The following is a 22,896-nucleotide window of genomic DNA, read 5'->3' on the forward strand; positions in this document are numbered from 1 at the left end:
CCCGCACTCTCATCAGGCACTCGATCGTGGTCCAAAACATCGGTGAGCGCTTGACAGCGCGCCGTCGGCGGCAACGAAGACTTCAGATCTTTCTTAGGCGGACCCGTTGCTCAGCTGTTCAACGGCACAGCCGTATTTCAGCCTGTAGGCGGCAACGAAATCCTCATCGCTGCAGATGCAGCGGCCGCTGGAATCTTTGGCTTGCGGATCATGGAGGTAAGAACCGAGGGGGCGCAGTAGATTCACGCGAGTGCTGGTCGTCGGACTCATCGGAAAACCCGCACTATGCTTGACCAGGTCTGCGGCAAGCATGATCCCGGCAAGCGCTGATTGAAAGGCCATCGGAACCACGGTTCGAAGGAGACGACTTCCATCGCTAAGCTGGAACACCAGGCCGCCGCAGATAACCTGCTGATAAAAGGAACGGAGGGGCTGGCCAACAAACGCGGCGAGCGGCTCAAACGGCACAGCCATCGCCGTAGCCACCCGAGCTACGAACTCATTGGGGACTCCGGTATTGGTCTGCAGGAGCGTTTTTACTGTCAATGATCACGGAATCGGGACCCCATATTTTCGCGCAAAAGGGGGTCTGACTCACATTTGATGATTTTGCATGGCGGCGTGGTGCTGTTTTCTGAGGGGAATCAGCACCATGGTAAGAAATTTGCGTTTGTCGTCCTTGATCCCGGCGGGATTGGTCGTCGAGGCCATCGCTGAGAACGAAGGAGTGATCGTCATTACCGCGCGGTCAGGGACGCCGGCGCGGCCTTGCCCTCTTTGCCGCAGAGTGTCGAGCCGGGTCCACAGCCGCTATGTTCGACGCATGTCCGATCTTCCCTGTAGCGGGACGAAGGTAGAGCTCCGCCTCGTCGCGCGGCGCTTCGTCTGCGATGCAACGTTGTGCCGACGACGAATCTTCGCCGAGCGCTTTGACGACAGTGTTGTCACCGAGCGATCGCGCCTGACCTCGCGATTGGAGTGTATCGTTCATCATCTTGGACTGGCGCTCGGCGGCCGGCCGGCGGCTAGTTTTGCAAAGCGGCTGATGGTTCCGGTCAGCAATGACACATTGCTGCGGGTAGTGCGGCGACGGGCCTGTTTACGAACAGACCCTATCAAGATTGTCGGCATTGACGACTGGGCCTATCGCCGTAACCATCGCTACGGCACGATCGTCTGCGATCTGGAGCGACGGCGGATCGTGACGTTGTTGCCCGACCGAGAAGTTGCCACCGTCGAGGCTTGGCTTGCCGATCACCCTGAGATCGAAACCGTCTCGCGCGACCGCGGCGGCGGCTACGGCGAAGCCACCGCCAAGGCATTGCCGAATGCGGTTCAGGTCCCCGACCGCTGGCATCTCATGGAGAATGCGAGCGCGGCTTTCCTCGACGCCGTTCGCAAGTCGATGCGGACAATCCGAACTGCGATCGGCGCTACGACGATCAATCCCGACTTGCTCACCTACGTAGAGAAGCTGCAATACGAAGGCTATCTACGGCGTGAGGAGACAAACGCGGCAATCATGAAACTTGCCGGCGAAGGCATCCCCATCAAGGAGATCGTGCGCCGCACCGGTCACAGTCGCAAACTCGTACGCCAAGTGATCCGTGGCCAGCGAACCGATATTTTCCGCGTCCGGCAGAGTTCGCTCGAGGCATGGTTGCCGTTCCTGGATGGGCAATGGATATCGGGCTGCCACAATGCAAGCGAGCTCTGGCGGCGGCTGAAGACAAAAGGCTTTCGGGGACGCCTGGGCGTCGTCAGCGAATGGGCAAGGCGACGGCGTCGTGCCGAGCAGGCATCCGATCAGCAACTCCACAAGGTGCCGTCAGCCAGAACGATCGCGCGGCTGATGACGACGGCCCGTGATCATCTGAGCAAAGCCGACACGGTCATGATCGCCGCCATCGAGGCGGGCGTGCCCCTGCTGGTGGAAGCACGCAATCTGATCGCCGGTTTCCATTCCATGATCTGCAAGAAGCTTGCCGATGATCTCGAGCCGTGGATCGCCGACGCCGGCAAAAGCCTCATCGCATCTTTCGCCAAGGGCATCATTCGCGACCATGCCGCCGTCCGCGCCGCGATCACCGAACCATGGTCCAACGGTCAAACAGAGGGACAGATCACCAAGCTCAAGCTTGTGAAACGGCAGATGTATGGACGCGGAAAGCTCGATCTCCTGCAAGCCAGGCTGATCGGTGCCGTATGATCCCGAACTTCATCGAGAGTGCGTCAGACCCCCGTTTGGACGAAAATCACCCCTCAAACAGGGTCCTCATTCCATGAAAAATCACAGTATGGCTCGCGGGTCGTTCCAGTCCTGATAGCGATCGGGCGGAATCGCGCCCTTCTCGAAAAGCTGGATGGCGTGAATGAGCGGCTGGAGAGGTTGGTCGGTTCCGAGCGCAGCCAGCCGAATGGGACGCTGTTCGAGTTGCTCACGGCCGCAGCGTACTGCCGGCAGGGCGCGAAAGTCTCCTTCCGGCCTGAGAAGCGTGGTGTTGCACGCTCCCGGGACCTCGATGTTGAACTCGGGGGTCGACAGTACGCGGTCGAATGCAAACGCATGGAGACGAGCGAGTACGGGGACCGAGAGCGAACCCGAATGCGCGAGCTCTGGGGACCGGCGGCTCACCTGTTGGCTGAGCAGGAGATCAGCACCTTCTGTAACGTCGATTTCAAGGTCCCGACGAGCGAGATCCCCGCCGACCATTTCATAGGCACGATCGTTGAATGGCTGTCGACAAAGCGCCCCTCGCTGCTGTGGAAAGATGATATCTCCGAGGGTGTAATCGGGGAGATGGACCTCGGCCCATTGCAAGGCGTGTTGGAAACAGCGTGTTGGAAACAGATGACGTGCTGTCAGCGGGTACGAGGCTGCACGAGCTCCTGACGGGACGCTATATCCGGCACGCCAATTATAATCAGGTCATCCGATTCCAACCCGGGAATTCACCCCGGTTCATCGGCGAATGCGACCTTGCAATCCTTCTTCGCTGGCAGAACAGCTCAAGAATCTCAATCCGGGCGAAAGCCCGCGACGTGATGCGTAAGCTTGCGGAGGCGCATGACCAGCTTCCTGCCGACAGAGAATCGATCGTCCATATCGGGTTCGAGGCCGTGGAAGGCGATGAGGTGGAAAAGGCGCGTTACGAGAAGATCCTGGCGAGCACAGGTCGGTTCGACGCAAAGGGAAAACCGCTGCGCTTTGTCTACTGCCACTATTTCGTTCCCGAGAGCCCGCCCGACGAGGCATGGGCCTTTGACGAGACCGTGCAATGGCGGCGCATCACCGGGTCAAACCAGCGGCCGCTCGCCGAGCCATTTCTGGTCCTCCCGGAGGGTGGCCGTGTGCTGTCCGGGGTTCATTGGGATCCTTGAGAGAGAGGGCGGAAGAGGATGCTCGAGATCATTGTCGAATCGTCATTGGTTCGGCCGGCCAGCTGGGATGACATGTCCCGCTAAGCTTAGTCAGGGCTCGCGACATCAGGTGGTCGCCATGCGACACCGCACCGGCGAGCTAAGTTGACCGGCTACAGGAACGAACGGCAGCTTCCCGTCTCAAATGTCCGAAAGCTGCAATTCTGCCACCGGCCCCCAAGCCGAGATGCTGGCAGCTCCGTTTCTCCTATGGCCAATCAAGGCCGAGGAGAAGTCATATGGGTCACTCTGAATACGACGACGCTGGCCGGCAGCGCGCAGCTTGGAACGCAGGCAAACAGGTAGGAATGAAGCGTCCGCTTACGCAGAAGCAGATCTGGGCAATCCGCTTCTTCCTTGATCGCGAGAGACGCTTCCGGGACCGAGCCTTGTTCGATCTCGCGATCGACAGCAAGCTTCGACGCTGCGACCTAGTCAAGATTAGAATCCGCGATGTCGTAGCAGGTCCGGAGGTCAGGACTCGCGCCATCGTCGTCCAGCAAAAGACAGGAAGGCCCGTCCAGTTCGAAATTACTAGCGACGTTCGAGCGAGCCTGTTGGCTTGCGCGGCGGCTCTGTCGAGAACTATGTCTTTCCAAGCCGGATCGATCACACGAACCATATGAGCACAAGGCACTACGCCCGCCTAGTCGGTGAGTGGGCGGCTGCGATCGGCCTGCGTCCAGAAGAGTATGGCACTCACTCACTCCGGCGCACAAAAGCGTCGATGATCTACAAGGCGACAGGCAACATTCGTAAGCGCGAATTTCCCCGCACCTTTTGCTCTTGAGTGCTCTGATGCATGAGGTGTCCACCAAAATAGGTGGACACCTTGTGATGGAAGAAGATGAGCAGAAACTGCGGGTGAGGCTTGTCGGTCGGGACGGGCGACGCCCATACGACCCGGCATCGAAGGACCGTCTTGTCTCGGCCTGCCTTGAGCCTGGCGTGTCGGTATCGAGGCTCGCGCTCCAACATGGGGTCAATGCGAACCTTCTTCGGAAGTGGATAAAGAAGCGGGCGGAGACCCAGTCCCTCCCACAGCCCCCACCATCGGCGTTCATTCCGGTTCAGATTGAAAGCACTTCCGATCGGGCCTTGCTGCGACAGAGCAGCATGGCTGCGGTGGATTTGCCGGGGACTTGCGATGGGGCACGTAGGTCGGCATCGAAAAGGACAGCGCCTTTTTCCTCTCCAGCCAAGGTGAGCGCGTCGCTGCCGAACGGCGTGACGTTGACGCTGGAATGCGGTGATCTGGATGCGTTGACTGCGACCATCGGAGCACTGGGTCATGTTCAGACTGGGCGCTGACCTGAAAGTCTACCTGCACCGCGAACCGATCGACTTCCGGGCCGGCATCAACAGCCTTGCGGTTCTGGTCCAGGAGACGATGGCGCTCGATCCGTTTGCTCCGGCGGTTTTTGCGTTCTGCAATCGCCGTCGCGACCGGATGAAGCTCCTGTTCTTCGATCGCTCGGGCTTTGTGCTGGTCCTGAAGCGGCTGACCGAGGACAGGTTCAGGTGGCCGCGCCGGGAGGCAGCGGTTGTCACGCTTACGACCGAGCAATTGCACTGGATCCTCGACGGCATCGACATCGATGCGATGGTCCGCCATCCGGCGCGGCAATATCAGGTTGCGGGTTGAGGGCTCTCGAATTGAGCGGTTGACGCGCCGGCATGCTTTCGATTCAAGAATCTGATGAATCGACCCGGCGAACCGACTGTTGAAGAGTTGATGGCGCGTATTGCTGCGCTGCAGGCGCAGAACCGTCACCTCGCCGAACGCGTCGTCAAACTCGAGGAAGAGCTGGCGCTTGCACGACTGCATCGTTTTGCGCCGAAGAGCGAAAAGCACATTGACCGCCTCTTCAATGAAGCCGAACAGGCTGCGGATGAGGACGCCGCCGACGGCGAAGATGGCGATGTCGTTGTCCTGCCGGACACGGGCTTGCCGGCGAGCGAAGGGGCGACGGGAAAGAAGCGCGGCCGCAAGGCCTTGCCGGAAAACCTGCCGCGCGAGCGTGTCGAGTATGACCTTCCCGACGACCAGAAGGCTTGTCCTTGCTGCCGTCACCAGATGCATCGCATGGGCGAGGCCGTTACCGAGCAACTTCATATCGAGGTGAAGGCGAAGGTTCTGCAGAATGTGCGGTTCAAATATGCTTGCCGCCATTGTGAGCGTACCGGCATCAACACGCCGGTCGTGACCGCGCCGATGCCCGCGCAACCCTTGCCGGGCAGCATCGCCACGGCTTCGACGCTGGCGTTCGCGCTCGTTCACAAATACGTCGACGGCACACCGCTCTACCGCCTGGCGCAGGCCTTCGAGCGCGCGGGTGTTCCTGTCAGCCGTGGCGCTCTGGGCCACTGGGTGATCGGCTCGAGCGAAAAGCATCTCGCCCGCATCTATGACGTGCTGAAGCTGCGGCTCAGATCGCAGCCCCTTATCCATGGCGACGAGACCACGGTCCAGGTGCTGAAGGAAACGGACAGAGAGGCCACCAGCACCTCGTACATGTGGGCATACCGGAGCGGCCACGACAGTGACGAGCCGATCGTGCTGCTCGATTATCAGCCGGGTCGCGGCCAGATACACCCGCAGACCTTCCTCGGCGATTACCGCGGCATAGTGATGAGTGACGGTTATTCCGCCTGGCGCACGCTGGAAGGGGCAACGCATCTTGGCTGCATGGCCCATTCGAGGCGGCGCTTCGTCGATGCCCTAAAGGCGAGGAAGAAAGGCGGCGGCCCGCCGGAACAGGCACTCCGGTTCTTCAAACAGCTCTATCGGGTTGAAAGGCAGGCGCGGAACGAAATCCCCGATGACGGCGAAACGCGAGATGACCGCATTCGCCGCTTCCGCCAGCAACATAGTGTCCCCATCCTCCATGCTCTCAAGGCATGGCTCGACGACATCGCCCCAAAAGTCTTGCCGGACAGCAAGCTCGGCGACGCCGTCTCCTACACCCTGAACCAATGGGGATATCTGACTCGTTACACCGAGGACGGCAGCATGCCGATCGACAACAATCTTCTCGAGCGTGACATCAGGATTTTTGCAACTGGCAGGAAGAGTTGGTTGTTCAGTGATACTGTCGACGGAGCCAAGGCCAGCGCCGTCATCTACAGCTTGGTGTTGACCTGCCGCGCCTGTGGCGTCGAGCCGTTAGCGTGGCTGCGCCGCGTCCTCACTGAACTACCTCAGCGCCCCGAGAACGCAGCCATCGAGGACCTGCTGCCCTTCAACTTCCTCAAAGCCGCCGCAGCCTGACCCGACGCGTCCGTCTGAAAGCGATCAGTTGTTGCAAGGGCCGTCAATGTGCGGGGAAATGAGCGCTTACCAACATTCGCGCCATCCAGATACTGCTCGGTCATTCCAAGATTGAGAACACTGTCCGATATCTTGGTGTCGACGTCGAGGACGCTCTGCTTTTAGCGGAGCGGACCGAAATCTGACGTTGAGCGGTCATCCGCGTTGCACTGGATGACCGCTTCGACGGATGATAAATCTCGTTGACCCTGACGATCATTAGGTGGGAAGCCGACTGGCAGGTTTTGGGCGATTACGCTGCGAAAGCTGACTTTCACTTAGTGAATGAGCTTCGGCTGCCACGCGCCGCCTATTTCTGCCCTTTAGACAAAGCATCGGCATCTCAGAAGCGGACCTTCTGGTCTGCGGTGATTAGCCCGAGTAAGATGGGAACAATTTTGGTCGGTGGATTATGAGGGTGTAATGGAAGTCGACGAAACAAGACATACGGGCCTTTGGCCCTTCAACATTCTACCCGCCAACCTCGGAGGTCGCCGACGCGATCCAAGTGTGGCGCAGACTCAAGTGTTCGATCCTGTCGCGCTCGCCTTCTCAGCTAGTTCTAAATTCACCGACGCCGGTTGGATCGGTCTCGACGTGATGCCGTCCTCCTTCCTGTATAGGGTGATGGACGCTGAGAGAGCGGGAGGGGACGTGCCCGCGCTTATCTCCGCCTGGATCGAGGAGAAGAAGGCAACGATAGCTGATGAATACGAGCGTCGCCTGCAAACATATTCCTTCGATGATCTCGCTCGTCGTGCCTTGCATGAAGCTCTTCTTCCATATCGTTCTGGCAGCTATTTGTCTGTGGTGCGGACGCTAATGCCAGAATTCGAGCGCTTTGGTCGCATGGTTGTGTTGGCCGATGGTTCCAGCCCACGGAATCAGAAGCAAGCAGTTGCCGCGATCCAGGATTACATCTCTGCGCTACCGGCAGGCTTCTATCCGCCCATCGAATCTGTTGCCGCGTTCAGTCTGATATCAGAGGACCTGTTCGCGAGTTGTTTCACCGAGGCGGATGCGCTGGCTTTGAGTAACCCAAATCGGCATGCCGAGATGCATGGCCTTAACTCATATGGTGATCTGCGTGGGGCAACAAAGGTCTTGAGCGCTGCCGATTTCTTGGTGAGCGCGGTGAATACCGCCATCGCCCAAAGCGCCAAATAGTAAAGGGCGCGTTCGTCGTCGGGGCATTTGGGGCAAGAGAAACCAGGTAGGCTCCATTCGTCTCGAAGGTGGCCGCGGCCATGATGTTAAGTCAGCTACAACGTGACGAAGCCCGAGCGCCATCGTTCTGTTTGCTACGCCAACTTTGCTGTTTGGCAGAACTAAACTAGCGTCAGGTTTCCGGCGGCAGTGCAAGCACTACGAACGGCGGCAAAGGGGTCGGCAGCAGAACGGCAGCTTGTCGCTACAAGCAGCCGGTCGGCAACGCGCCTCACTAGGCCCTGCCCGACCGCCTTAACGTAGTGGGAAGCATGTCGTCGATTTCCTTGTCGGAGAACATAAGCTCCTCGTTGTCCTTCAAGGAATCCTGTGCCCTCTTGTAAGCCTTTCCGTCCGTAAAGGGTGCAGCCCGATAGATTTCGTGGAGGTCGGTCTGCAGGCCATCCCGCTGCGCCCGAAGGTCGTCAATTGGCACGCCCCGAATTGAGCGCGTCAGTTATCAGGCTCAGGTAAGATTCTCGGACATTCCAGATGTCGGACGCGGTTTCCCTATGACGCTGTGCGAGCGCACCGGGGTCTAGGTCCTTCTGGTAGGCGTTGTAGATCAGGCTGAGAATGGACAGCACGACGGTCGCGTATTCCGCATATTGGAGAAGCCCCGTCTGCGCTCTGAAAACGGTCGTCACCGCGCCGCCAGCGATGAGAGCGGACAGGATGATGTTGAACCACTTCGCATACCATTGATGGTCGGCAAGCCGCTCGGCCATCTTCTCGTGGATCTTGTGGGTGTAGGCGCAACGGCCGTAACATTCACGCACTTGGCTCTCGAGTTGGAACCGCGGATCAAATTGGGAAGGTTGTGCCAAAGACGGTCCTCCATTTCGCGCGGCGCTGTGCGGCCTTGTCGTCGGTCTGCATGTTGCAGGCCTCGACGGCGATATTGTAATCCGTGAGCGCCTTCAACCAGAACACTCCCGTCTTGTAGACGTACGAGCCGCTTCCCGGCATACGCCAGTAAGTTTTCTCTCGGTCCAGATCGTAGAGATACTTCAGGAAATCCCGCGCCATGTAGTCATGATAGCCGTAGGATTTATCGCGATTCCCCCACGTTTCGATGAATTGGTAGGCGAGCGCGTCGATCAGGGCTCCGGTCATCGGAACGCTATTGTGGTCTTTCCACACCCGCATCATGCGGCAGAGGGCTTTTAGGTTGCCGTTGACGGCCGTATTGCGTATCTGGACGGCATTCATCTCTGCCCGGGGATTGCACTCTCGCCAGGTACCTCCCCCGTTGGAATCGGCAAAAGTCCAGGAACCGTCCGTGTTGTTGAAATAGGGGAGGATTTCGAACGTAATCCCATCCGTGAAAGAGATGACGACAACCTGACCGTCGCCACCGACTTTGCTGGAGCCGTAGCTTTTGAGCAGGGAGTTTTTCACGGCCTGGAGAAGCGCGGACTGACCGTTGCCCTGATATGCGTTGTATTTGACGTATTCCGCATAGGGGATCTGGAAGCCGATATCGAGGTCGCTGATTCCGCGCGCGGCGGTGTCGCGACCGTAAGAGCCGACGTAAAGGCTGTGGGCGGAGCTGGAATCCGTGCTCCAGAAGTCTGTATTGAGGCGCGTGGTGATGCGCCGACACCGTTGTCCGATCGAGCTGATCAGGTCGGTGCCGATATTGTAATTATTTCGGAAATTGTAGAACTCGTCAGATACGCCCATCCCCATCCACCCGACGGTAACTTCTTCGGGAGATGCGAATTTTAAGCTTTCGGCGCAATAGCCTCGGTATTCGTTCAACAAGAATATTACGCGGCGGGCATAACCTTATGCTTACCAGCTGCGGCGAGCACTCAGGACATATCCTTCCCCCAAATGGATATCCAGCTCGCGCAGAATTCGGAGTGGACCATGAGCACGATGGTGACACTGCTAGAGCCGGAAGTCTTCGCGCGATCACGTCAAAATGGCCAGGTCCACAATGCAGTCGGTTGCCTCGAAGGCTCGCCCCTTCGCTCGGCGGTCACAGAAGCTCCTGACCTGAACTTCAAACGGCCGAAGGGCATCTCCGTTTGTCTGAAGGACAGGTACGCACCCGACCGGTCGCCTGAAACACCGGCCGAGCGCAGGCATCCAGCGCTTGCGGTGAAAGATTCCGTCATTCTGAAGCAAAATCTCATTCAACGATGTGTTGGCCGTCTATGGAGATATCTATCGCTTAGCCTTACGCCAACCGGCCGCTACGGCTTCCGCCTCGCTGCAAAACCAGCGCTCGCCATATTGCGGGCTGATCTTCGTTTCCCAATAATGCTCTTGACCCGGCACGTGATAAATCCGCTCACCAGTATTGATTGAAATGTTGCCTTTGATGTTGCAGCTCGCGCCGGTTGTGCCGATCAAACCGGCAGGGGTCACGGCCAGCTTATCCAAGAAAGACGGGAACAAAGTCACGCCGACGGCCAAAGGGACTATGACTAGCGGAAGCAGATAGATAAGCACTCGCCATGGGCTACAGCCGCTTCCGGAGGCCTTTTCGCCAACGGTCAGCTTGGTTTGCTCCTTGATGACTTTGGACTTTGCCCACGCCCCTCTCTCCCCCGCCGAGAGAATGCAACTGCTACGAAATAGAGTCCAGGGGCACGGCTTATTTCGTAAATAAATAGCTAATTCTCAAATACTTAACCAGAACCTGCAACTCTGTTGGCGGGGAGCTTCGCTATGAACGAACTTCATTTCGGCGACAATTTGGATGTGCTGCGGGCTATGCCGGCAGAGTCGGTTGATTTGATCTATCTCGATCCACCGTTCAATTCGAATGCAAATTACAATGTGCTCTACGGGACCGTGCGAGGGGGCGCGTCAAAGGCTCAGTCTCATACATTCGAAGATACTTGGAGGTGGGGTAGAGACGCGCAACGTGCGTTAGACGAAACGGCGAGCCGCCACCTAGAGGCGGGCGCTTTGTTGGACGCCTTCTACAAGGTTTTCTCGGGCAGCGATATGATGGCGTATTTGTCCATGATGTCAGTGCGCCTGATAGAAATGCGCCGTGTGCTGAAATCCACCGGTTCGCTATATCTTCACTGCGACCCCACCGCGAGCCACTACCTGAAAATTCTACTCGACACGATTTTCGGGACAAGCAGTTACATCAATGAGATCAGTTGGCGGCGAACCACCGCGAAAGCCGACTATGTCCAGGGCGCAACTCACTTCCCAAGAGTGCGCGATATAATTCTTAGATACGCCAAAGACCCGAAACAGCGACAGATCTTCAATCAGCAGTTCGCGGAATACGACAAAGAATACATAGCTTCCAAATATCGCCACCTTGACAAAGAAGGGCGCCTCTATCGGCTCGACAATCTCACGGGGCCCGGGGGAGCGGCGAAAGGCAATGCCCGCTACGAAGTCATGGGGGTCACACGGTATTGGCGCTATTCGAAACAAAAAATGGCGCAGCTAATTGCCGAAGGCCGTATCATTCAAACAAAACCCGGCACCGTGCCCCAATTCAAGCGCTACCTCGACGAAATGCCCGGCGTTCCCATCAGCGACGACTGGGACAATATTCGTCCGATCAACTCTCAGGCGCAGGAGCGCCTTGGTTACTCGACGCAGAAGCCCCTGGCTTTATTGAAGCGAATAATTCAGTCTTCGTCTAATCCGGGAGATATTATTCTCGACCCATTCTGCGGCTGCGGTACCGCTATCGAAGCTGCTCAAGACCTGAAACGCCAATGGATCGGAATCGATGTCACATACCTTGCCATTCATGTGATTGAGGGACGATTGCTGAAGTCGTTCGGACCATCGATTAAAGGAACCTACAAGCTATACGGTCGACCAAAGGACGCTGCTGACGCTAGGGCGCTAGCGGCTCGTGATTGGCTGGAATTTCAAAAGTGGGCGGTCTTCACGCTTGGGGGACTCCCCAAAGATCGCCCCGGCGCGGACGGCGGTATTGATGGCATTGTGCGCTATCACCGGGTTGGCATCGAACAGCCCAATAGGGCAGTGGTATCGGTTAAGGGCGGTCTTCACGTCGGCGTGGATGCCATTCACAAGCTAAAATCAGTGGTTCAGCGCGAAGGGGCCGAGGTTGGCGTCCTTGTCTGCCTATACTCGCCGACTGCACCTATGGTTCGAGAGGCGGCGTCAGAGGGTGAGGTGGGCCCGTCCTCGAAGAGAGTCTCGAAAATTCAGATAGTCACGGTCGAGCAGTTGTTCCAGTACTCCCCTGTCCATCTCCCAGGCATGTTAGACCCGCCTGAAGCAATGGCGCCACCACCATCACCCGCGAAACGCGGTCGCAAGCGGATTGAAGGTCAGACAGAGATGCTTTTCCCAATCGACGGGGCAAGCGAAGAACCCAAGCGCAAAGGCAATCGACCGATTCGAGCGGTTGACATTGAAGTCACTAGGTCGGCGTATACCCGCAAGAAATAGGGTCTTAAGGCGCGGCGGCGCTGTCGGACGTCACAAACCGCCTCGAAGAATCGAAGGAACTCCGCAAAAGCCTAGTCGACAGACGCTGAGGGTATCGTGAGAGATGCCTGACCCCAATCGGTGGGCTGTATTGGCGTCACGTTGCTGCTGGCGACGGAAAGGGGGTTTGATGCGGAAAAGGCGGCTATCCGCCACGGCGCCCCAAAAAGCGGACCGTCGGGTCACGTGAAGAGTTTCGGGCGCCGGCAGGCGTACGAAAGTCCCCGAGGAAGGAACCCGCGGGCCACAGGCGATGGCTATGGGGATTTCGATTTTCGGCAGATGTCGGCGATGGCGCGACCGCCGCCGCGAAGCGGCGGGTTTGATGCGGACGGACCGCTTCGTTGCGCCTCCGCGCGGTGTTGTCGGAACGGTGGGCGGCTCAACTCGGCTCTGTCGGCCTCGATGATCTCCATGGACGCGCGTCGATCCGTTGCCGGAGGCTGAGTGCCTGCGGCTGAAGGCTGGACCATACCATGCCGGGTCATGGACAGCTCCCCCGGTCCGGTCCCGGTGCGTTCGGCGGTCCGCGCGGCTGCCTCCACCGTTCGAACACCTCGATGACGATCATGCGGCCGCCGCAGCATGGGCATGGCGGACGGAAGTTATCTGGTTCCGCCGATGGATCGTTCGTGGCGGGAGGCGCGGCCGCGAGCAGTTGGCGGGCGAGTGCGAGGCAGTCCTTGCGGGAGCCGCCGGCAAGCAGGCCGTAGTGGCGGATGCGGTGGAAGCCGCGCGGCAGGACATGGAGCAGGAATCGGCGAATGAACTCGTCTATGGCGAGCGTCATGACCTGCTGCCGGTCGGCGCCGTTGCGACGGTAGTCCTTGTAGTGGAAGGTGACGCCGTCCTCGTCGAAACGGATGAGGCGGCGGTTCGAGATGGCGACCCGGTGCGTGTAGCGCGACAGATAGGCGAGCACTGCCTCCGGCCCGGCGAACGGCGCCTTGGCGTAGACCACCCAGCGCTTCTTCCGGACCAGTGACAGGTGGCGCAGGAATGCCCGCCGTTCCGCGAGATGAGCAATTGCGCCGAAGAAGGCGAGCCGGCCAGCGTCGTGCAGCGCGACCAACCGGGAGAGGAACAGGCGGCGGAACAGCTTGCCGAGCACGCGCACCGGCAGCAGGAAGGCCGGACGCGACGACATCCACCGGCTTCCGTCCGGCGCGATGCCACCGCCCGGCACGATCATGTGCACGTGCGGATGGTGTGCCATCGCCGAGCCCCAGGTATGGAGCACTGCGGTGATGCCGATGCGCGCCCCGAGATGCTTCGGATCTGCCGCGATCGTCAGCATCGTCTCCGATGCCGCACGGAACAGCAGGTCGTAGACCGCCGCCTTGTTGTGGAAGGCGATGTCGGCGACCTCGGCCGGGAGCGTGAAGACAACGTGGAAGTAGCCGACCGGCAGCAGGTCGGCCTCGCGCTCGGCAAGCCATGTCCGCGCCGTGGCACCCTGGCACTTCGGACAGTGCCGGTTGCGGCAGGAGTTGTAGGCGATGCGCCACTGGCCGCAGTCCTCGCAGGCCTCGACGTGACCGCCAAGGGCCGCGGTGCGGCAGTGCTCGATCGCCGACATGACCTTGAGCTGGGCGAGGCTCAGGTGCCCGGTATGGGCGGCCCGGTAGGCGGGCCCGGCAGCACGGAAGATGTCGGCGACCTCGATCGAGGCGCGCACGCTCAGCCGTCGGGTGAGATCTCTTCCGGCTTGAACAGGCCAAGCTTGTCGAGCGGGCTCGTGACGGTGCGCACCGTGCGGGTTGCAACCTTGGTGTAGAAGGCGGTGTTGTTGAGCTTGGCATGCCCGAGCAGGACCTGGATGATCCGGATGTCGGTGCCGTCCTCCAGCAGGTGGGTGGCGAAGCTGTGGCGCAGCGTGTGCGGCCCGACCCGCTTGGCGATGTCGGCCGCCTGCGCTGCCTCGACGACCACGCGATAGAGCTGGCGGGTGCTGATGGGCTTCATCGCATGCTGCCCAGGAAACAGCCAGCCGTCGCGATGCATCACGCCCTGCTGGCGTCCGACCTTCCACCACTGGCGCAGCAACAAGAGCAGGTCTTGCGACAGCATGGCGTTGCGGTATCGCCCGCCCTTGCCGCGCTCGACGCGCAGCAGCATGCGCTCGCTGTCGACGTCGGCGACCTTCAGCGTCGACACCTCCGCCACGCGCAGGCCCGCGCCATAAGCGACCGACAGCGCGGCCTGGTGCTTGAGGCAGGTGGTGGCGTTGAGCAGCCGGGCGACCTCGTCGCGGCTCAGCACCACCGGCAGTTTGCGCGGGTGCGCCAGACGAACGAGCTTGCGCGCCAGATCGGGACGATCGACCGTATGCGTGAAGAAGAAGCGCAGCGCCGACACGATGCTGTTCATCGTCGGCACGGGAACACCGTCGTCCTGCTGCTCGATCTGGAACCGGCGCAGGTCGTCAGTGGTCGCTGTGTCTGGTGAACGCCCGAGGAACGTCGCCAGGCGTCCGATGTCGCGGAGATAGTTGCGCTGAGTCTCCTGTGAGAAACGCCGCATGTTCATGTCGTCGATCAGCCGCTGACGAAGTGGACTGATAGGTGCATCAAGAACAGGATAGGGCATGGTCAGGCTCCTTGTTGAAGAAGCCTGTGATGCTCTGCCCCTGCCGAACCCCGCTCAACGCAGGCGCAACGACCGGTTCTTGATCTCAACCTCAACCGCGGGCGCCCATCCCGCGCAGCGGGTTCGTTCTGCGGTCCCATTGCTGCCTGTCTAGAATGCGCCTCATGGTGGTCGTTTCCGCAAACTTGCTTTGACCTAAAAGCCGACGTTCCGCGGAGGGGCTTGGACGGAGGCTTAACCCTACACTTCAGGATTACGCAGACCAGGAGACCAGGCCAACTGCCTGGCGCATCGATCCACATTTGCTGTGTTCCGCGGCCCCGCGTCTTGCAGGCAGGATTTGTCAACGAAACTAAACGCCTGCCACTCAGCGCGGTGCTGGATGGCGACGTAGCTACGATCGGAGCGAATTTATCGCCGTTTGAAGGTCCGCAACCACGGTGGGGATGCTAAACACCTTTGCTGTTATGCCCTCATGCGCCAGATCATTGCGAACGGCATAGTAGTCGGCGATCTTGGTGAAGTTTTGCGATCGCATATCGAGCAGCACGCGCACTCTATTCAAAAATGAGGTTTGTAGCTTTGTCCCGTTTAAGAGCGTCTCCCATGCTCGCCTATGGCGAAAGAGCGGCTTCCCGGTTCTGGCTTTTACGGCCGTATCTGCGCGGTCGGTGATGTATCGCTCAAATGTCCCGAAGATGATGAGAAAGTATGCGCCATCGTTGATACGGCGAAGTTCGGTGTATCGCGCTATGGCGTGCTGGTGATTGCGTGCCGTCGAGCGGAACAGTTTGCTCGCATAGTCTGTATCAAGCTGCGCATGCAGTTGACTTGCGAGAATTAGCTCTCTCATTTGATGGCTGCGATAAGCTGCTGTTGGTCAAGCCTCACCGCCTTCGAGCTTGGTGAGGAGTAAATCATCCAGATTGGGTCATTTGGCGTGTCGCTGGCGTTTATGATCGTCGCCCCGCCGCTGTGCGTGAGCACGTCGACTCTGCCGTTCGCGCCAATAACCCACAGACCAACAGGAAAAATTGTTGCAGCGACACGCGTCCCCTTTCGTATCCGCAACATGGGAAGCTTCACGGCGGCCACTGCAAAGCGCTGCATCATCTCTTCGTTCATCGAAACAGTCTGCGTCCGGTCGACCGAGTAACCGTGCGGTTCCACCCACTCCTCGATCTGGGTGAAGAGCGCTTCAACCTGCTCGACCCATCGGGCTACGCGCTCCTCCACCCTCGCGCTATCAAACTTCTGCGACGATCGCCGGTTGGAAATGTCCGGATTAACTCCGGTCTCGACCACGTCGGCCAAGCCAAATTGAGCGTCAGGCTCGTTCCTGCCCGCTGACCAGATTTGCAGCGTGAGACTGGCTCGGTCCAAAAGCCAGAGTTCCGTTCGATCGAACGGGTACCCCCGGTCGGACGGAAAGCGAGCCCACTTCTCCAGGGTTTTCCCCGGGCCGCTGCCGGTCTTGGTCGCGCTGCCCAGCTTGACCTGCACTGCCACGAACTGTCCGTCCGGGTCATTGTAAGCGAAGTCATAACCCGGATCATTGGTTTGCTCTTCCCTTTGATCGGGCATTTTTAAGTGCCCTTCATCGCCGCCAGACAGGATGTCGGATTCACGGAGATTGGGCAAAGTGCGGCGGGAACCGCCAGGCTCAAAAACCAGCTTGCGGTGATCCTTCAACAATAATCGAGGTTGTAACAATTGGCACCCCCAAGCACCACGTTAGCGCAAACTCGTCCCCCCGCGAAGATAGGACTCAATACATTCGGAGTGCCAGCTTGTCCGAGACGAACACCGCCAGCGTGCACCCTGGCGAGTCCGGTGATGTCGAAGCGTTCAAGATCGCGCTCGCCCCGCGCTGATGGTTCGTCTCCAAAAGATATTTGGCTCCAGTGACGGGGCTCACAGCGTCGATAATTCGCTCGTCAGGAGCGTTCGCCCGCGAAATTGATGAACTTCCAAGGTCGTCGTATCGTCTTGTAGACGACTCCTGTTGATTCTCTCGGCTCAGGAAGTCTTGGGGGAGTTCATGTCGAAGAAGATTGGGCGAGCGGATATTATCGGCGAGAAAGGCATCGCCCATATCCGCCAGATCGTATTGAGCATGGGTTTTATGTTCTACGAGACCGGCGGTGTCGAGGCTGGAATTGACGGTTACGTGGAGTTGCGTGACGACACTACCGGGGTGGTCAGCAATCTGAGTCTTCAGGTTCAAGGCAAGGCGACCGAGCGCAGCCGGTTGCAGGCGGAAACGGATTCTTCCTTTGAGTTTCCCGTTACGGATTCTGATATTCAGTACTGGATGCACGGAACGGCACCCGTCCTGCTGATCGTCGTCAAATTGCAGGATGGAAAGGCGTATTGGAAATCCATCAAGGATTGGTTTGGCAATGCTGAGAACCTCTCGTCCAAGAAAGTCGTCTTTGACAAACAGCAAGATGCATTCAACGTCGATGCTAAGAACGCGCTCGTTTCAGTAGCAGCCTCTGTCCGTCCAGGCTCAACAGGTCCTAGCGTACGCCTTCAGGAATCCTTGCTACTGAATCTGCTGGAGGTGGACTTCGCCAACACGATCTACTGGGCACCGACGGACCACGGCTCCGACAAATCATTCGGTGCGGCTCTGCGCAGTCTCGATGCCAAAGCACCCTCTGAGTGGATTGTGAGAGAAAACGCGGTCCTATCCTTCCATGACTTAGACAAGTGGCCCTGGAACAAGGTGTGCGACACCACCGCGCTCGAGGAGTTCGACACGTCCGAGTGGTCGGATAGTGATGACGACGATCGCGTTCGGGATTTCACCGCACTCTTGAACCGCACACTCGGAGAATTCACTCGACCAAACTTGTACAGGGATCGAGACTCAAATGTCCTTTTCTTCACGAAGCCCAAGAACCGCGAGAAACTGAACTACCCGTATCGGAGCCTACAAAACACCACCACTCGGCGCGTCGTCGGCCCATACGGCCGGCAGCGGTCGAACCCAGCCAAACCAGCATATTTCCGTCACTCAGGTTTCCGTGCGCAGTTCGTTTGTTACGCTAAAAAGTGGTTCGCAGAGGTCACTCCCACATATCACTTCACCAGAGATGGGTTTGAGCCTGACCTGCTGTCGGGAGAACACCTCAAAAAAATCAAGGAGCTTGAGAACAACGCGGCTGTGATGGGACAGTTTGTTATGTGGCGCGCGTTCCTGACCACCCACAGGGCCGGCGGAGATCTGCTTACAGAAGCTTATCCGTTCCTTCGCTTCCGTGAAACCGCCCCGATGGAACTGGAGGTAGGAGTGCCCGATAGGTTGTGGGCATCGCAAGAACCCAATTCCGCCTCGCCGCTCTTCGACTTCGACAAAATGCAGGAAGGGGTCGAATGAGACTATCTCACCTAGCAGAGCCAGAGTTGGAATTCGGAGGCGGGCTACGACACACCGATATTCGCTTCGGTGTTATGGACTACGGTCCGTTCGACTTGAATGCACAGAATGCACCCAAGCGCATCAAACTGGGAATCATCGGAAGCGCCGAAACGTTGGAAGGAACCGCGAAGTGGGTGCAGTCCTGCTCTGAAGGTTTCGAGGCCAAGCCGAGCAGACAGCCCAACCTCTTTCCAGCGTTTCCCGGTCTTCGAAACGATGAAACCTTTCACTGCGACTTCTTCACATCGAGTGAACTCCAGCGAAGCCTTCCTTCAAAAGAAATCGGAAGGTTGGCCGCGATCCCCGGGCAGAGAGAGGTCACCCGGGCTGTGGTGGAATCCATGGTCGAGGAGATCTCCGTTCTGGCCGAGCAGACGGTAAAGCCAGATGTGATATTGATAGCGCTGCCGGTAGATATCATCGAGAGAACGGTGAACGCGAGGGAGACCCTTGACGAGGACAAGGATGAGACTGAAGCGGGAGGAGACCTAGACTTCCGCGGCATGCTGAAAGCGGCCGCGATGCAGTTCCGTATCCCGATACAGCTGATCTGGCCTACGACGTACGATCCGTCGTACCGCATCTCGAGAAAGCTCAAGGAAAGTAGCCAACGGCGTACGCAGGATGCGGCAACCATCGCTTGGAACCTCGTGACTGCGATCTACTACAAGGCAGGCGGATTGCCCTGGCGCCTTGCGCGTGATGCACGTGAACGTAGGACGTCGTTCGTTGGATTGAGCTTTTACAGGTCTGTCGATGGCGACTACGTCCATACCAGCACAGCGCAGATGTTCGACGAACGAGGCGAGGGCCTCATCCTCCGCGGTGGCCGAATGGTGGAAAGCGAAGAAGATCGCTCACCCCACCTAACCGCGGAGGACGCGTATACCCTTCTCCGGGACTCTCTGAAGGTGTTCCGCAAACAGCATGATCACTACCCGGCGCGGGTGGTCCTTCACAAGACATCGAAGTTTGACCGCAACGAACTGGATGGCTTTCACAAAGCAATAGACGAGCGAGATATCGACTACGCAGACTTTATTTGGATTCGGAAGTCGATGACCCGTCTCTACCGACTCGGCGTTTATCCGCCGCTCAGGGGTAGCTTACTGCGGATCGATAAAGACCAGGCGCTGCTCTATACTAAAGGCAGTGTCGAGTTTTTCCGAACGTACCCTGGAATGTACATCCCAAGGCCGCTTCTACTTCGCTGTCAGGTTCTCGGCCAGCCTCTCCAGCACATAGCCCACGAGACCCTGGCACTGACAAAAATGAACTGGAACAACACTCAGTTCGACAACGGGCTCCCCATCACGATCGCAGCCGCCCGGCAAGTGGGGGAAGTTCTGAAATACGTCGGTGAAGATCAGGAGATAGCACCCCGGTACAGTTTCTACATGTAACTTGCCGATCCCAAAGCACGGCAACGTGCATGCGGACTAGCTAACGAGACGATCACTCGTCCAGAGTGGTACCGCCTCGGCCGTAGCACACTCCCTCGGATCATTTCATGTCTTTGAGCTTGCGGGAGTAGTTAGAGAGAAGGTTGGGAACCGACAATCCGTGGGCGTCGAGGACCTTTTGGATATGGGTCGCGGTGAGATCGTCGAGGTTCTGGTTTTCGAACGACTTGAAGAACTCGCGCGTGGCTTTGACCAGGTTCTTGAGGTCCGACTCCCGGACGCCTTCCACGTAATGGGTGAACGCCGCAGCGCTTTCGATCTTTCCGGCCGGATGGACAATGAGACGCTTGACCTTCATATCCTTGTAATGCTTGTCGAACCATGCGCTCGACCGGTTCATCTGCTCGGCTTCCCGCTTGTTTATGTCGGCGCGGGTCACGCCGACTTCGCTTTTGCATTCGAACAAGATGTACTGGCTGTCGTCCAACGCCCAGAGGTTGTCGGGGCCCTCTTTCCACTCTGTGTCCGGCCGCTCTCCGACGAAACCGAGAGCGAAGCTCAACTCGTTAAGCGCGGCCTCGAACTTGTCTGCCTTCGTTCCGAAAACCAGTCTGCCCAGCATGTCGGTGACCCCGACATTGAGGTCTGCATAATCGTTGTGGTTTCCGATCCATTTCTTGACGCGCTCTGCGCGGCCCTGGCTCACCACGGTGAGTTTAGTGACAGTGACACCCGACGCAGGTTTAAGCAGGAGCCGGTTGCGCTTGTGGGCAGCGATCTGCAGAACATCCGCTTCGGCGCGATTGGACAAGAAGTTGTAACGGGCCTGGGTTTGCAGATGCCAACCCTTCTCGTCGTCGTCAAGGGCGCCCATATCGATGATGGCCTGAACCATCTTAACGGCACCGGCGTAGTCGCCCCTTATATGTGCCAGTTCGGCATCCAACTCAGATTTATAGAGCTTCAAAGCCGTTTGATCGGAGCCGGCCACTGAAACCTTCTCCATTTGCTCGGCGTAGAACGCCTTCCAGTCGTCGTCGCGCTTGAGACATTTGCTCGCGAGATCGACAAAGGCCTGCAAAGGCTCTATGCCGTCCTCGATATCCTGCTTGGCCATATCGGTGATTTCCAGGCCGATCTCGATCTGCGTTGCCATTTGCGACGACAGAAACCGACGCGAAGACTTATCCCGAAGCAGTCTGACGAGGTCTGATCCGATGACGACGACGACCGAGTAATCCTTCTCGCCGCGCACGCTTCTACCCATGCCCTGCTCAACGGTGCGCACTGCACGCATTAGGGTCGCGGCGCTATGCGGACGGCATTGCTCTTCGTAGAGGTCTGTGAGGCTCTCGGCGTAAGGTTTTGAGTCGAAGACGAGGACGCGGCACGTCTTGTCCGGTAGATCAATCCCGTCATAGCGGTTCACGAGGACGACGGTGTCTTCGAATTCGCCTCGAGAAAGCGCGTCGATCACGGCGCCGATAGTCTCAGTCTTCGGGACTACGGCGCCACCGCTTTCCCAAGGCTTCGCCTTTTCGAAGCTGGGCACGAGCGCCACTCGTCCGTAAGTTCGCTTCTTCCCGCTCTTGGCAAATTTCTCGACGATCAAGCCGTGGTCCAGATCCTCGTGGATGAGCGACGGCAACAACACCATCTTTTCGCCCGACCACTTTTCCCCGTCGTACGTCAGCGGTTTGGCTATCGTTTCTGGCGAAAGCCGTAAGCCTTTGACGAGGAATGCGTCGTCGGTGACGGTGGCGGACATAAAGATGCGATGCCTGGCTTTGTCGAAAGAACCGAAAGCGTCGAGCGGCGCGATGTATGGCTCGATCTCGACGGCATTTCCTGAAATGACGCATTGGCAATGAGTTAGAATGTTTCTGAGCAAGGGCCAGGCGAACTTGATCGACTTGCGGTCAGAATATTTCGAAAGGATGCCGGCCACCTCGGCTTCCCGTGGAATCCACGCCCAGTAAGGCACCGGCAGGAACGCGTCTCGCTTCTCGTTCTCTATGTCGGCGTAGGTGCCCATGCCCTGTTGTTCTAGATCGGCGGAAAACAGCGCCTTCAAAAGGCTGTAGGCCTCCTCTTCGCGGGGGATGTGAATTCGGCACTGGTTGCGGATCGTGTCCGAACAGGCATGCGCGTCGTCCATCAACATCGTGTCGACTGGTACCGACTGCTTGTTGAGTCCGAACTTAGTCAGGCCGTTGAAGACCTTCTGCACTGACGTGACTAAGATGGACCGGCCGTCGATGAAATCCTCTGGCAGATCGCCTTCCGAAGTACACGTCCGTATTCCGAATTGGCGTGCCTGCTCGCATGTCTGGTCGACCAAGAAGTTGTTTGGGCAAATATAAATCACTGGTCCATGGCCGGCGTTCAAACGCGATTGCAGCATCAGGAGGCCGATCAGCGTCTTGCCCTGGCCCGTATGCAGCTTAACGATCGAGTCGCGCTTGTCAGCGTCGATCTCGAACCATTTCGTGAGCACAGCAATCTGGGCCGGACGCAAGGGGCCTTTGTCCGCCTCGCGATCCAAAGTGTCGTAAAGCTTGACGGGATCCGTCTGTTTCTCGACGACTTTACCGCCAAGCTTTTTCTTGAAGTCGACCATTTGCAATCACAAAAAAGAGGAGACACATCAACATCCATGTCGGGATTACACGCGCCAAGCACGATCGTAAACAGCCTATCCGAATTCTGTAGCCAGAGTAATTTCTGACTCGGGCGTCCGCTTGGGAAATCGGCCGGCTTGGTCTGAACGACCACAATGAGGTCGGACGCTGAACGGCAGCTTCTTGGGAAAACCAGCCGATACCTGACGGTCCGCTGACGTGAAGAGTTTCGGGCGCCGGCAGGCGTACGAAAGTCCCCGAGGAAGGAACCCGCGGGCCACAGGCGATGGCTATGGGGATTTCGATTTTCGGCAGATGTCGGCGATGGCGCGACCGCCGCCGCGAAGCGGCGGGTTTGATGCGGACGGACCGCTTCGTTGCGCCTCCGCGCGGTGTTGTCGGAACGGTGGGCGGCTCAACTCGGCTCTGTCGGCCTCGATGATCTCCATGGACGCGCGTCGATCCGTT

The 22,896-nt window shown here is 58.4% G+C and carries 20 protein-coding genes and 2 pseudogenes; 11 read left to right on the forward strand and 11 right to left on the reverse strand.

Features of this window, described 5'->3' with window-relative positions:
• Positions 1-93: 93 nt before the first annotated feature.
• Entirely contained in the window at positions 94-474 is a 381-nt protein-coding gene (locus tag NKH57_RS18325; RefSeq protein WP_352945892.1) for a hypothetical protein, read from the reverse strand.
• Positions 475-652: 178 nt separating this feature from the next.
• Between NKH57_RS18325 and NKH57_RS18330 the strand changes: the two genes are divergently transcribed.
• Positions 653-2,209, forward strand: coding sequence for an ISL3 family transposase (locus NKH57_RS18330; RefSeq protein WP_352945894.1), 1,557 nt, complete (start codon positions 653-655; stop codon positions 2,207-2,209).
• A gap of 81 nt (positions 2,210-2,290) precedes the next feature.
• Here NKH57_RS18330 and NKH57_RS18335 read toward each other — a convergent pair whose 3' ends face one another.
• A complete protein-coding gene (locus tag NKH57_RS18335) occupies positions 2,291-2,821 on the reverse strand; it encodes a hypothetical protein (protein ID WP_352945896.1) in 531 nt (176 codons plus the stop codon).
• Positions 2,822-2,841: 20 nt separating this feature from the next.
• Here NKH57_RS18335 and NKH57_RS18340 point away from each other — a divergent pair, with 20 nt between their 5' ends.
• The 7 genes and pseudogenes from NKH57_RS18340 to NKH57_RS18370 all read left to right on the forward strand — a co-directional run bounded on the left by NKH57_RS18340 (position 2,842) and on the right by NKH57_RS18370 (position 7,897).
• Positions 2,842-3,381, forward strand: coding sequence for a hypothetical protein (locus tag NKH57_RS18340; protein ID WP_352945898.1), 540 nt, complete (start codon positions 2,842-2,844; stop codon positions 3,379-3,381).
• 278 nt (positions 3,382-3,659) lie between these two features.
• A pseudogene (locus NKH57_RS18345) lies at positions 3,660-4,177 on the forward strand (tyrosine-type recombinase/integrase); the annotation flags it as partial.
• An 80-nt stretch (positions 4,178-4,257) separates the two neighbouring features.
• On the forward strand, positions 4,258-4,731 hold the full coding sequence (gene tnpA, locus NKH57_RS18350) for an IS66-like element accessory protein TnpA (protein ID WP_352945900.1): 474 nt from the start codon (positions 4,258-4,260) through the stop codon (positions 4,729-4,731).
• A complete protein-coding gene (gene tnpB, locus NKH57_RS18355) occupies positions 4,712-5,065 on the forward strand; it encodes an IS66 family insertion sequence element accessory protein TnpB (protein ID WP_023762979.1) in 354 nt (117 codons plus the stop codon). The genes tnpA and tnpB overlap by 20 nt, the downstream gene beginning before the upstream one ends.
• Positions 5,066-5,119: 54 nt before the next feature.
• Positions 5,120-6,691, forward strand: a complete 1,572-nt coding sequence (gene tnpC / locus NKH57_RS18360) for an IS66 family transposase (RefSeq protein WP_352945903.1) — start codon at positions 5,120-5,122, stop codon at positions 6,689-6,691.
• Between the two features lie 71 nt (positions 6,692-6,762).
• Positions 6,763-6,876 (forward strand): annotated as a pseudogene (locus NKH57_RS18365) (integrase); the annotation flags it as partial.
• Positions 6,877-7,153: 277 nt separating this feature from the next.
• The gene (locus tag NKH57_RS18370) at positions 7,154-7,897 is read left to right on the forward strand and encodes a hypothetical protein (protein WP_352945906.1); all 744 of its coding nucleotides are present in this window, start codon (positions 7,154-7,156) and stop codon (positions 7,895-7,897) included.
• A 274-nt stretch (positions 7,898-8,171) separates the two neighbouring features.
• Here NKH57_RS18370 and NKH57_RS18375 read toward each other — a convergent pair whose 3' ends face one another.
• The 4 genes from NKH57_RS18375 to NKH57_RS18390 all read right to left on the reverse strand — a co-directional run bounded on the left by NKH57_RS18375 (position 8,172) and on the right by NKH57_RS18390 (position 10,387).
• The gene (locus tag NKH57_RS18375) at positions 8,172-8,372 is read right to left on the reverse strand and encodes a hypothetical protein (protein WP_352945909.1); all 201 of its coding nucleotides are present in this window, start codon (positions 8,370-8,372) and stop codon (positions 8,172-8,174) included.
• Positions 8,362-8,715 carry an SLATT domain-containing protein gene (locus NKH57_RS18380; protein ID WP_352945912.1) on the reverse strand — a complete coding sequence of 118 codons (354 nt, stop codon included), beginning with the start codon at positions 8,713-8,715 and terminating at the stop codon, positions 8,362-8,364. Before NKH57_RS18380 ends, NKH57_RS18375 begins: the two co-directional genes overlap by 11 nt.
• 25 nt (positions 8,716-8,740) lie before the next feature.
• Positions 8,741-9,622 (reverse strand): SMODS domain-containing nucleotidyltransferase, encoded by an 882-nt coding sequence (locus tag NKH57_RS18385; RefSeq protein WP_352945915.1) that lies wholly within the window; start codon positions 9,620-9,622, stop codon positions 8,741-8,743.
• Positions 9,623-10,111: 489 nt separating this feature from the next.
• Entirely contained in the window at positions 10,112-10,387 is a 276-nt protein-coding gene (locus NKH57_RS18390; RefSeq protein ID WP_502897181.1) for a sunset domain-containing protein, read from the reverse strand.
• A 231-nt stretch (positions 10,388-10,618) separates the two neighbouring features.
• Between NKH57_RS18390 and NKH57_RS18395 the strand changes: the two genes are divergently transcribed.
• Positions 10,619-12,349 carry a DNA methyltransferase gene (locus tag NKH57_RS18395; protein WP_352945918.1) on the forward strand — a complete coding sequence of 577 codons (1,731 nt, stop codon included), beginning with the start codon at positions 10,619-10,621 and terminating at the stop codon, positions 12,347-12,349.
• A 523-nt stretch (positions 12,350-12,872) separates the two neighbouring features.
• Here the strand turns inward: NKH57_RS18395 and NKH57_RS18400 are convergent.
• From NKH57_RS18400 to NKH57_RS18415, 4 genes are all read right to left on the reverse strand, one after another.
• Positions 12,873-14,066 carry an IS91 family transposase gene (locus tag NKH57_RS18400; RefSeq protein WP_352945921.1) on the reverse strand — a complete coding sequence of 398 codons (1,194 nt, stop codon included), beginning with the start codon at positions 14,064-14,066 and terminating at the stop codon, positions 12,873-12,875.
• A 2-nt stretch (positions 14,067-14,068) separates the two neighbouring features.
• The gene (locus tag NKH57_RS18405; protein ID WP_352945924.1) at positions 14,069-14,977 is read right to left on the reverse strand and encodes a tyrosine-type recombinase/integrase; all 909 of its coding nucleotides are present in this window, start codon (positions 14,975-14,977) and stop codon (positions 14,069-14,071) included.
• Between the two features lie 394 nt (positions 14,978-15,371).
• Complete coding sequence (locus NKH57_RS18410) at positions 15,372-15,830, reverse strand: hypothetical protein (RefSeq protein WP_352514708.1); 459 nt, start codon at positions 15,828-15,830, stop codon at positions 15,372-15,374.
• Positions 15,827-16,669 carry a hypothetical protein gene (locus NKH57_RS18415; protein ID WP_352945927.1) on the reverse strand — a complete coding sequence of 281 codons (843 nt, stop codon included), beginning with the start codon at positions 16,667-16,669 and terminating at the stop codon, positions 15,827-15,829. Before NKH57_RS18415 ends, NKH57_RS18410 begins: the two co-directional genes overlap by 4 nt.
• Before the next feature lie 349 nt (positions 16,670-17,018).
• Between NKH57_RS18415 and NKH57_RS18420 the strand changes: the two genes are divergently transcribed.
• Together NKH57_RS18420 and NKH57_RS18425 are read left to right on the forward strand one after the other, a co-directional pair.
• Complete coding sequence (locus NKH57_RS18420; protein ID WP_352514706.1) at positions 17,019-18,362, forward strand: DUF4365 domain-containing protein; 1,344 nt, start codon at positions 17,019-17,021, stop codon at positions 18,360-18,362.
• Positions 18,359-19,807 carry an argonaute/piwi family protein gene (locus NKH57_RS18425; protein WP_352514705.1) on the forward strand — a complete coding sequence of 483 codons (1,449 nt, stop codon included), beginning with the start codon at positions 18,359-18,361 and terminating at the stop codon, positions 19,805-19,807. Before NKH57_RS18420 ends, NKH57_RS18425 begins: the two co-directional genes overlap by 4 nt.
• Before the next feature lie 100 nt (positions 19,808-19,907).
• On the opposite strand, the gene NKH57_RS18430 is transcribed toward NKH57_RS18425, so the two are convergent.
• Positions 19,908-22,427: a DEAD/DEAH box helicase family protein gene (locus NKH57_RS18430; protein WP_352945932.1), complete on the reverse strand. Its 2,520-nt coding sequence runs from the start codon at positions 22,425-22,427 to the stop codon at positions 19,908-19,910.
• Between the last annotated feature and the right edge of the window lie 469 nt (positions 22,428-22,896).

Source organism: Mesorhizobium sp. M1050 (assembly GCF_040318715.1).
Lineage (GTDB): Bacteria > Pseudomonadota > Alphaproteobacteria > Rhizobiales > Rhizobiaceae > Mesorhizobium.

Coding starts and splice junctions, on each gene's coding strand:
- NKH57_RS18370 (WP_352945906.1), top strand. CDS start 7,154: ATGGAAGTCGACGAAACAAGACATACGGGCCTTTGGCCCTTCAACATT.
- NKH57_RS18385 (WP_352945915.1), bottom strand. CDS start 9,622: ATGGGCGTATCTGACGAGTTCTACAATTTCCGAAATAATTACAATATC.
- NKH57_RS18410 (WP_352514708.1), bottom strand. CDS start 15,830: ATGAGAGAGCTAATTCTCGCAAGTCAACTGCATGCGCAGCTTGATACA.
- NKH57_RS18395 (WP_352945918.1), top strand. CDS start 10,619: ATGAACGAACTTCATTTCGGCGACAATTTGGATGTGCTGCGGGCTATG.
- NKH57_RS18430 (WP_352945932.1), bottom strand. CDS start 22,427: ATGGTCGACTTCAAGAAAAAGCTTGGCGGTAAAGTCGTCGAGAAACAG.
- NKH57_RS18330 (WP_352945894.1), top strand. CDS start 653: ATGGTAAGAAATTTGCGTTTGTCGTCCTTGATCCCGGCGGGATTGGTC.
- NKH57_RS18420 (WP_352514706.1), top strand. CDS start 17,019: ATGTCGAAGAAGATTGGGCGAGCGGATATTATCGGCGAGAAAGGCATC.
- tnpB (WP_023762979.1), top strand. CDS start 4,712: ATGTTCAGACTGGGCGCTGACCTGAAAGTCTACCTGCACCGCGAACCG.
- tnpC (WP_352945903.1), top strand. CDS start 5,120: ATGAATCGACCCGGCGAACCGACTGTTGAAGAGTTGATGGCGCGTATT.
- NKH57_RS18405 (WP_352945924.1), bottom strand. CDS start 14,977: ATGCCCTATCCTGTTCTTGATGCACCTATCAGTCCACTTCGTCAGCGG.
- NKH57_RS18325 (WP_352945892.1), bottom strand. CDS start 474: ATGGCTGTGCCGTTTGAGCCGCTCGCCGCGTTTGTTGGCCAGCCCCTC.
- tnpA (WP_352945900.1), top strand. CDS start 4,258: ATGGAAGAAGATGAGCAGAAACTGCGGGTGAGGCTTGTCGGTCGGGAC.
- NKH57_RS18425 (WP_352514705.1), top strand. CDS start 18,359: ATGAGACTATCTCACCTAGCAGAGCCAGAGTTGGAATTCGGAGGCGGG.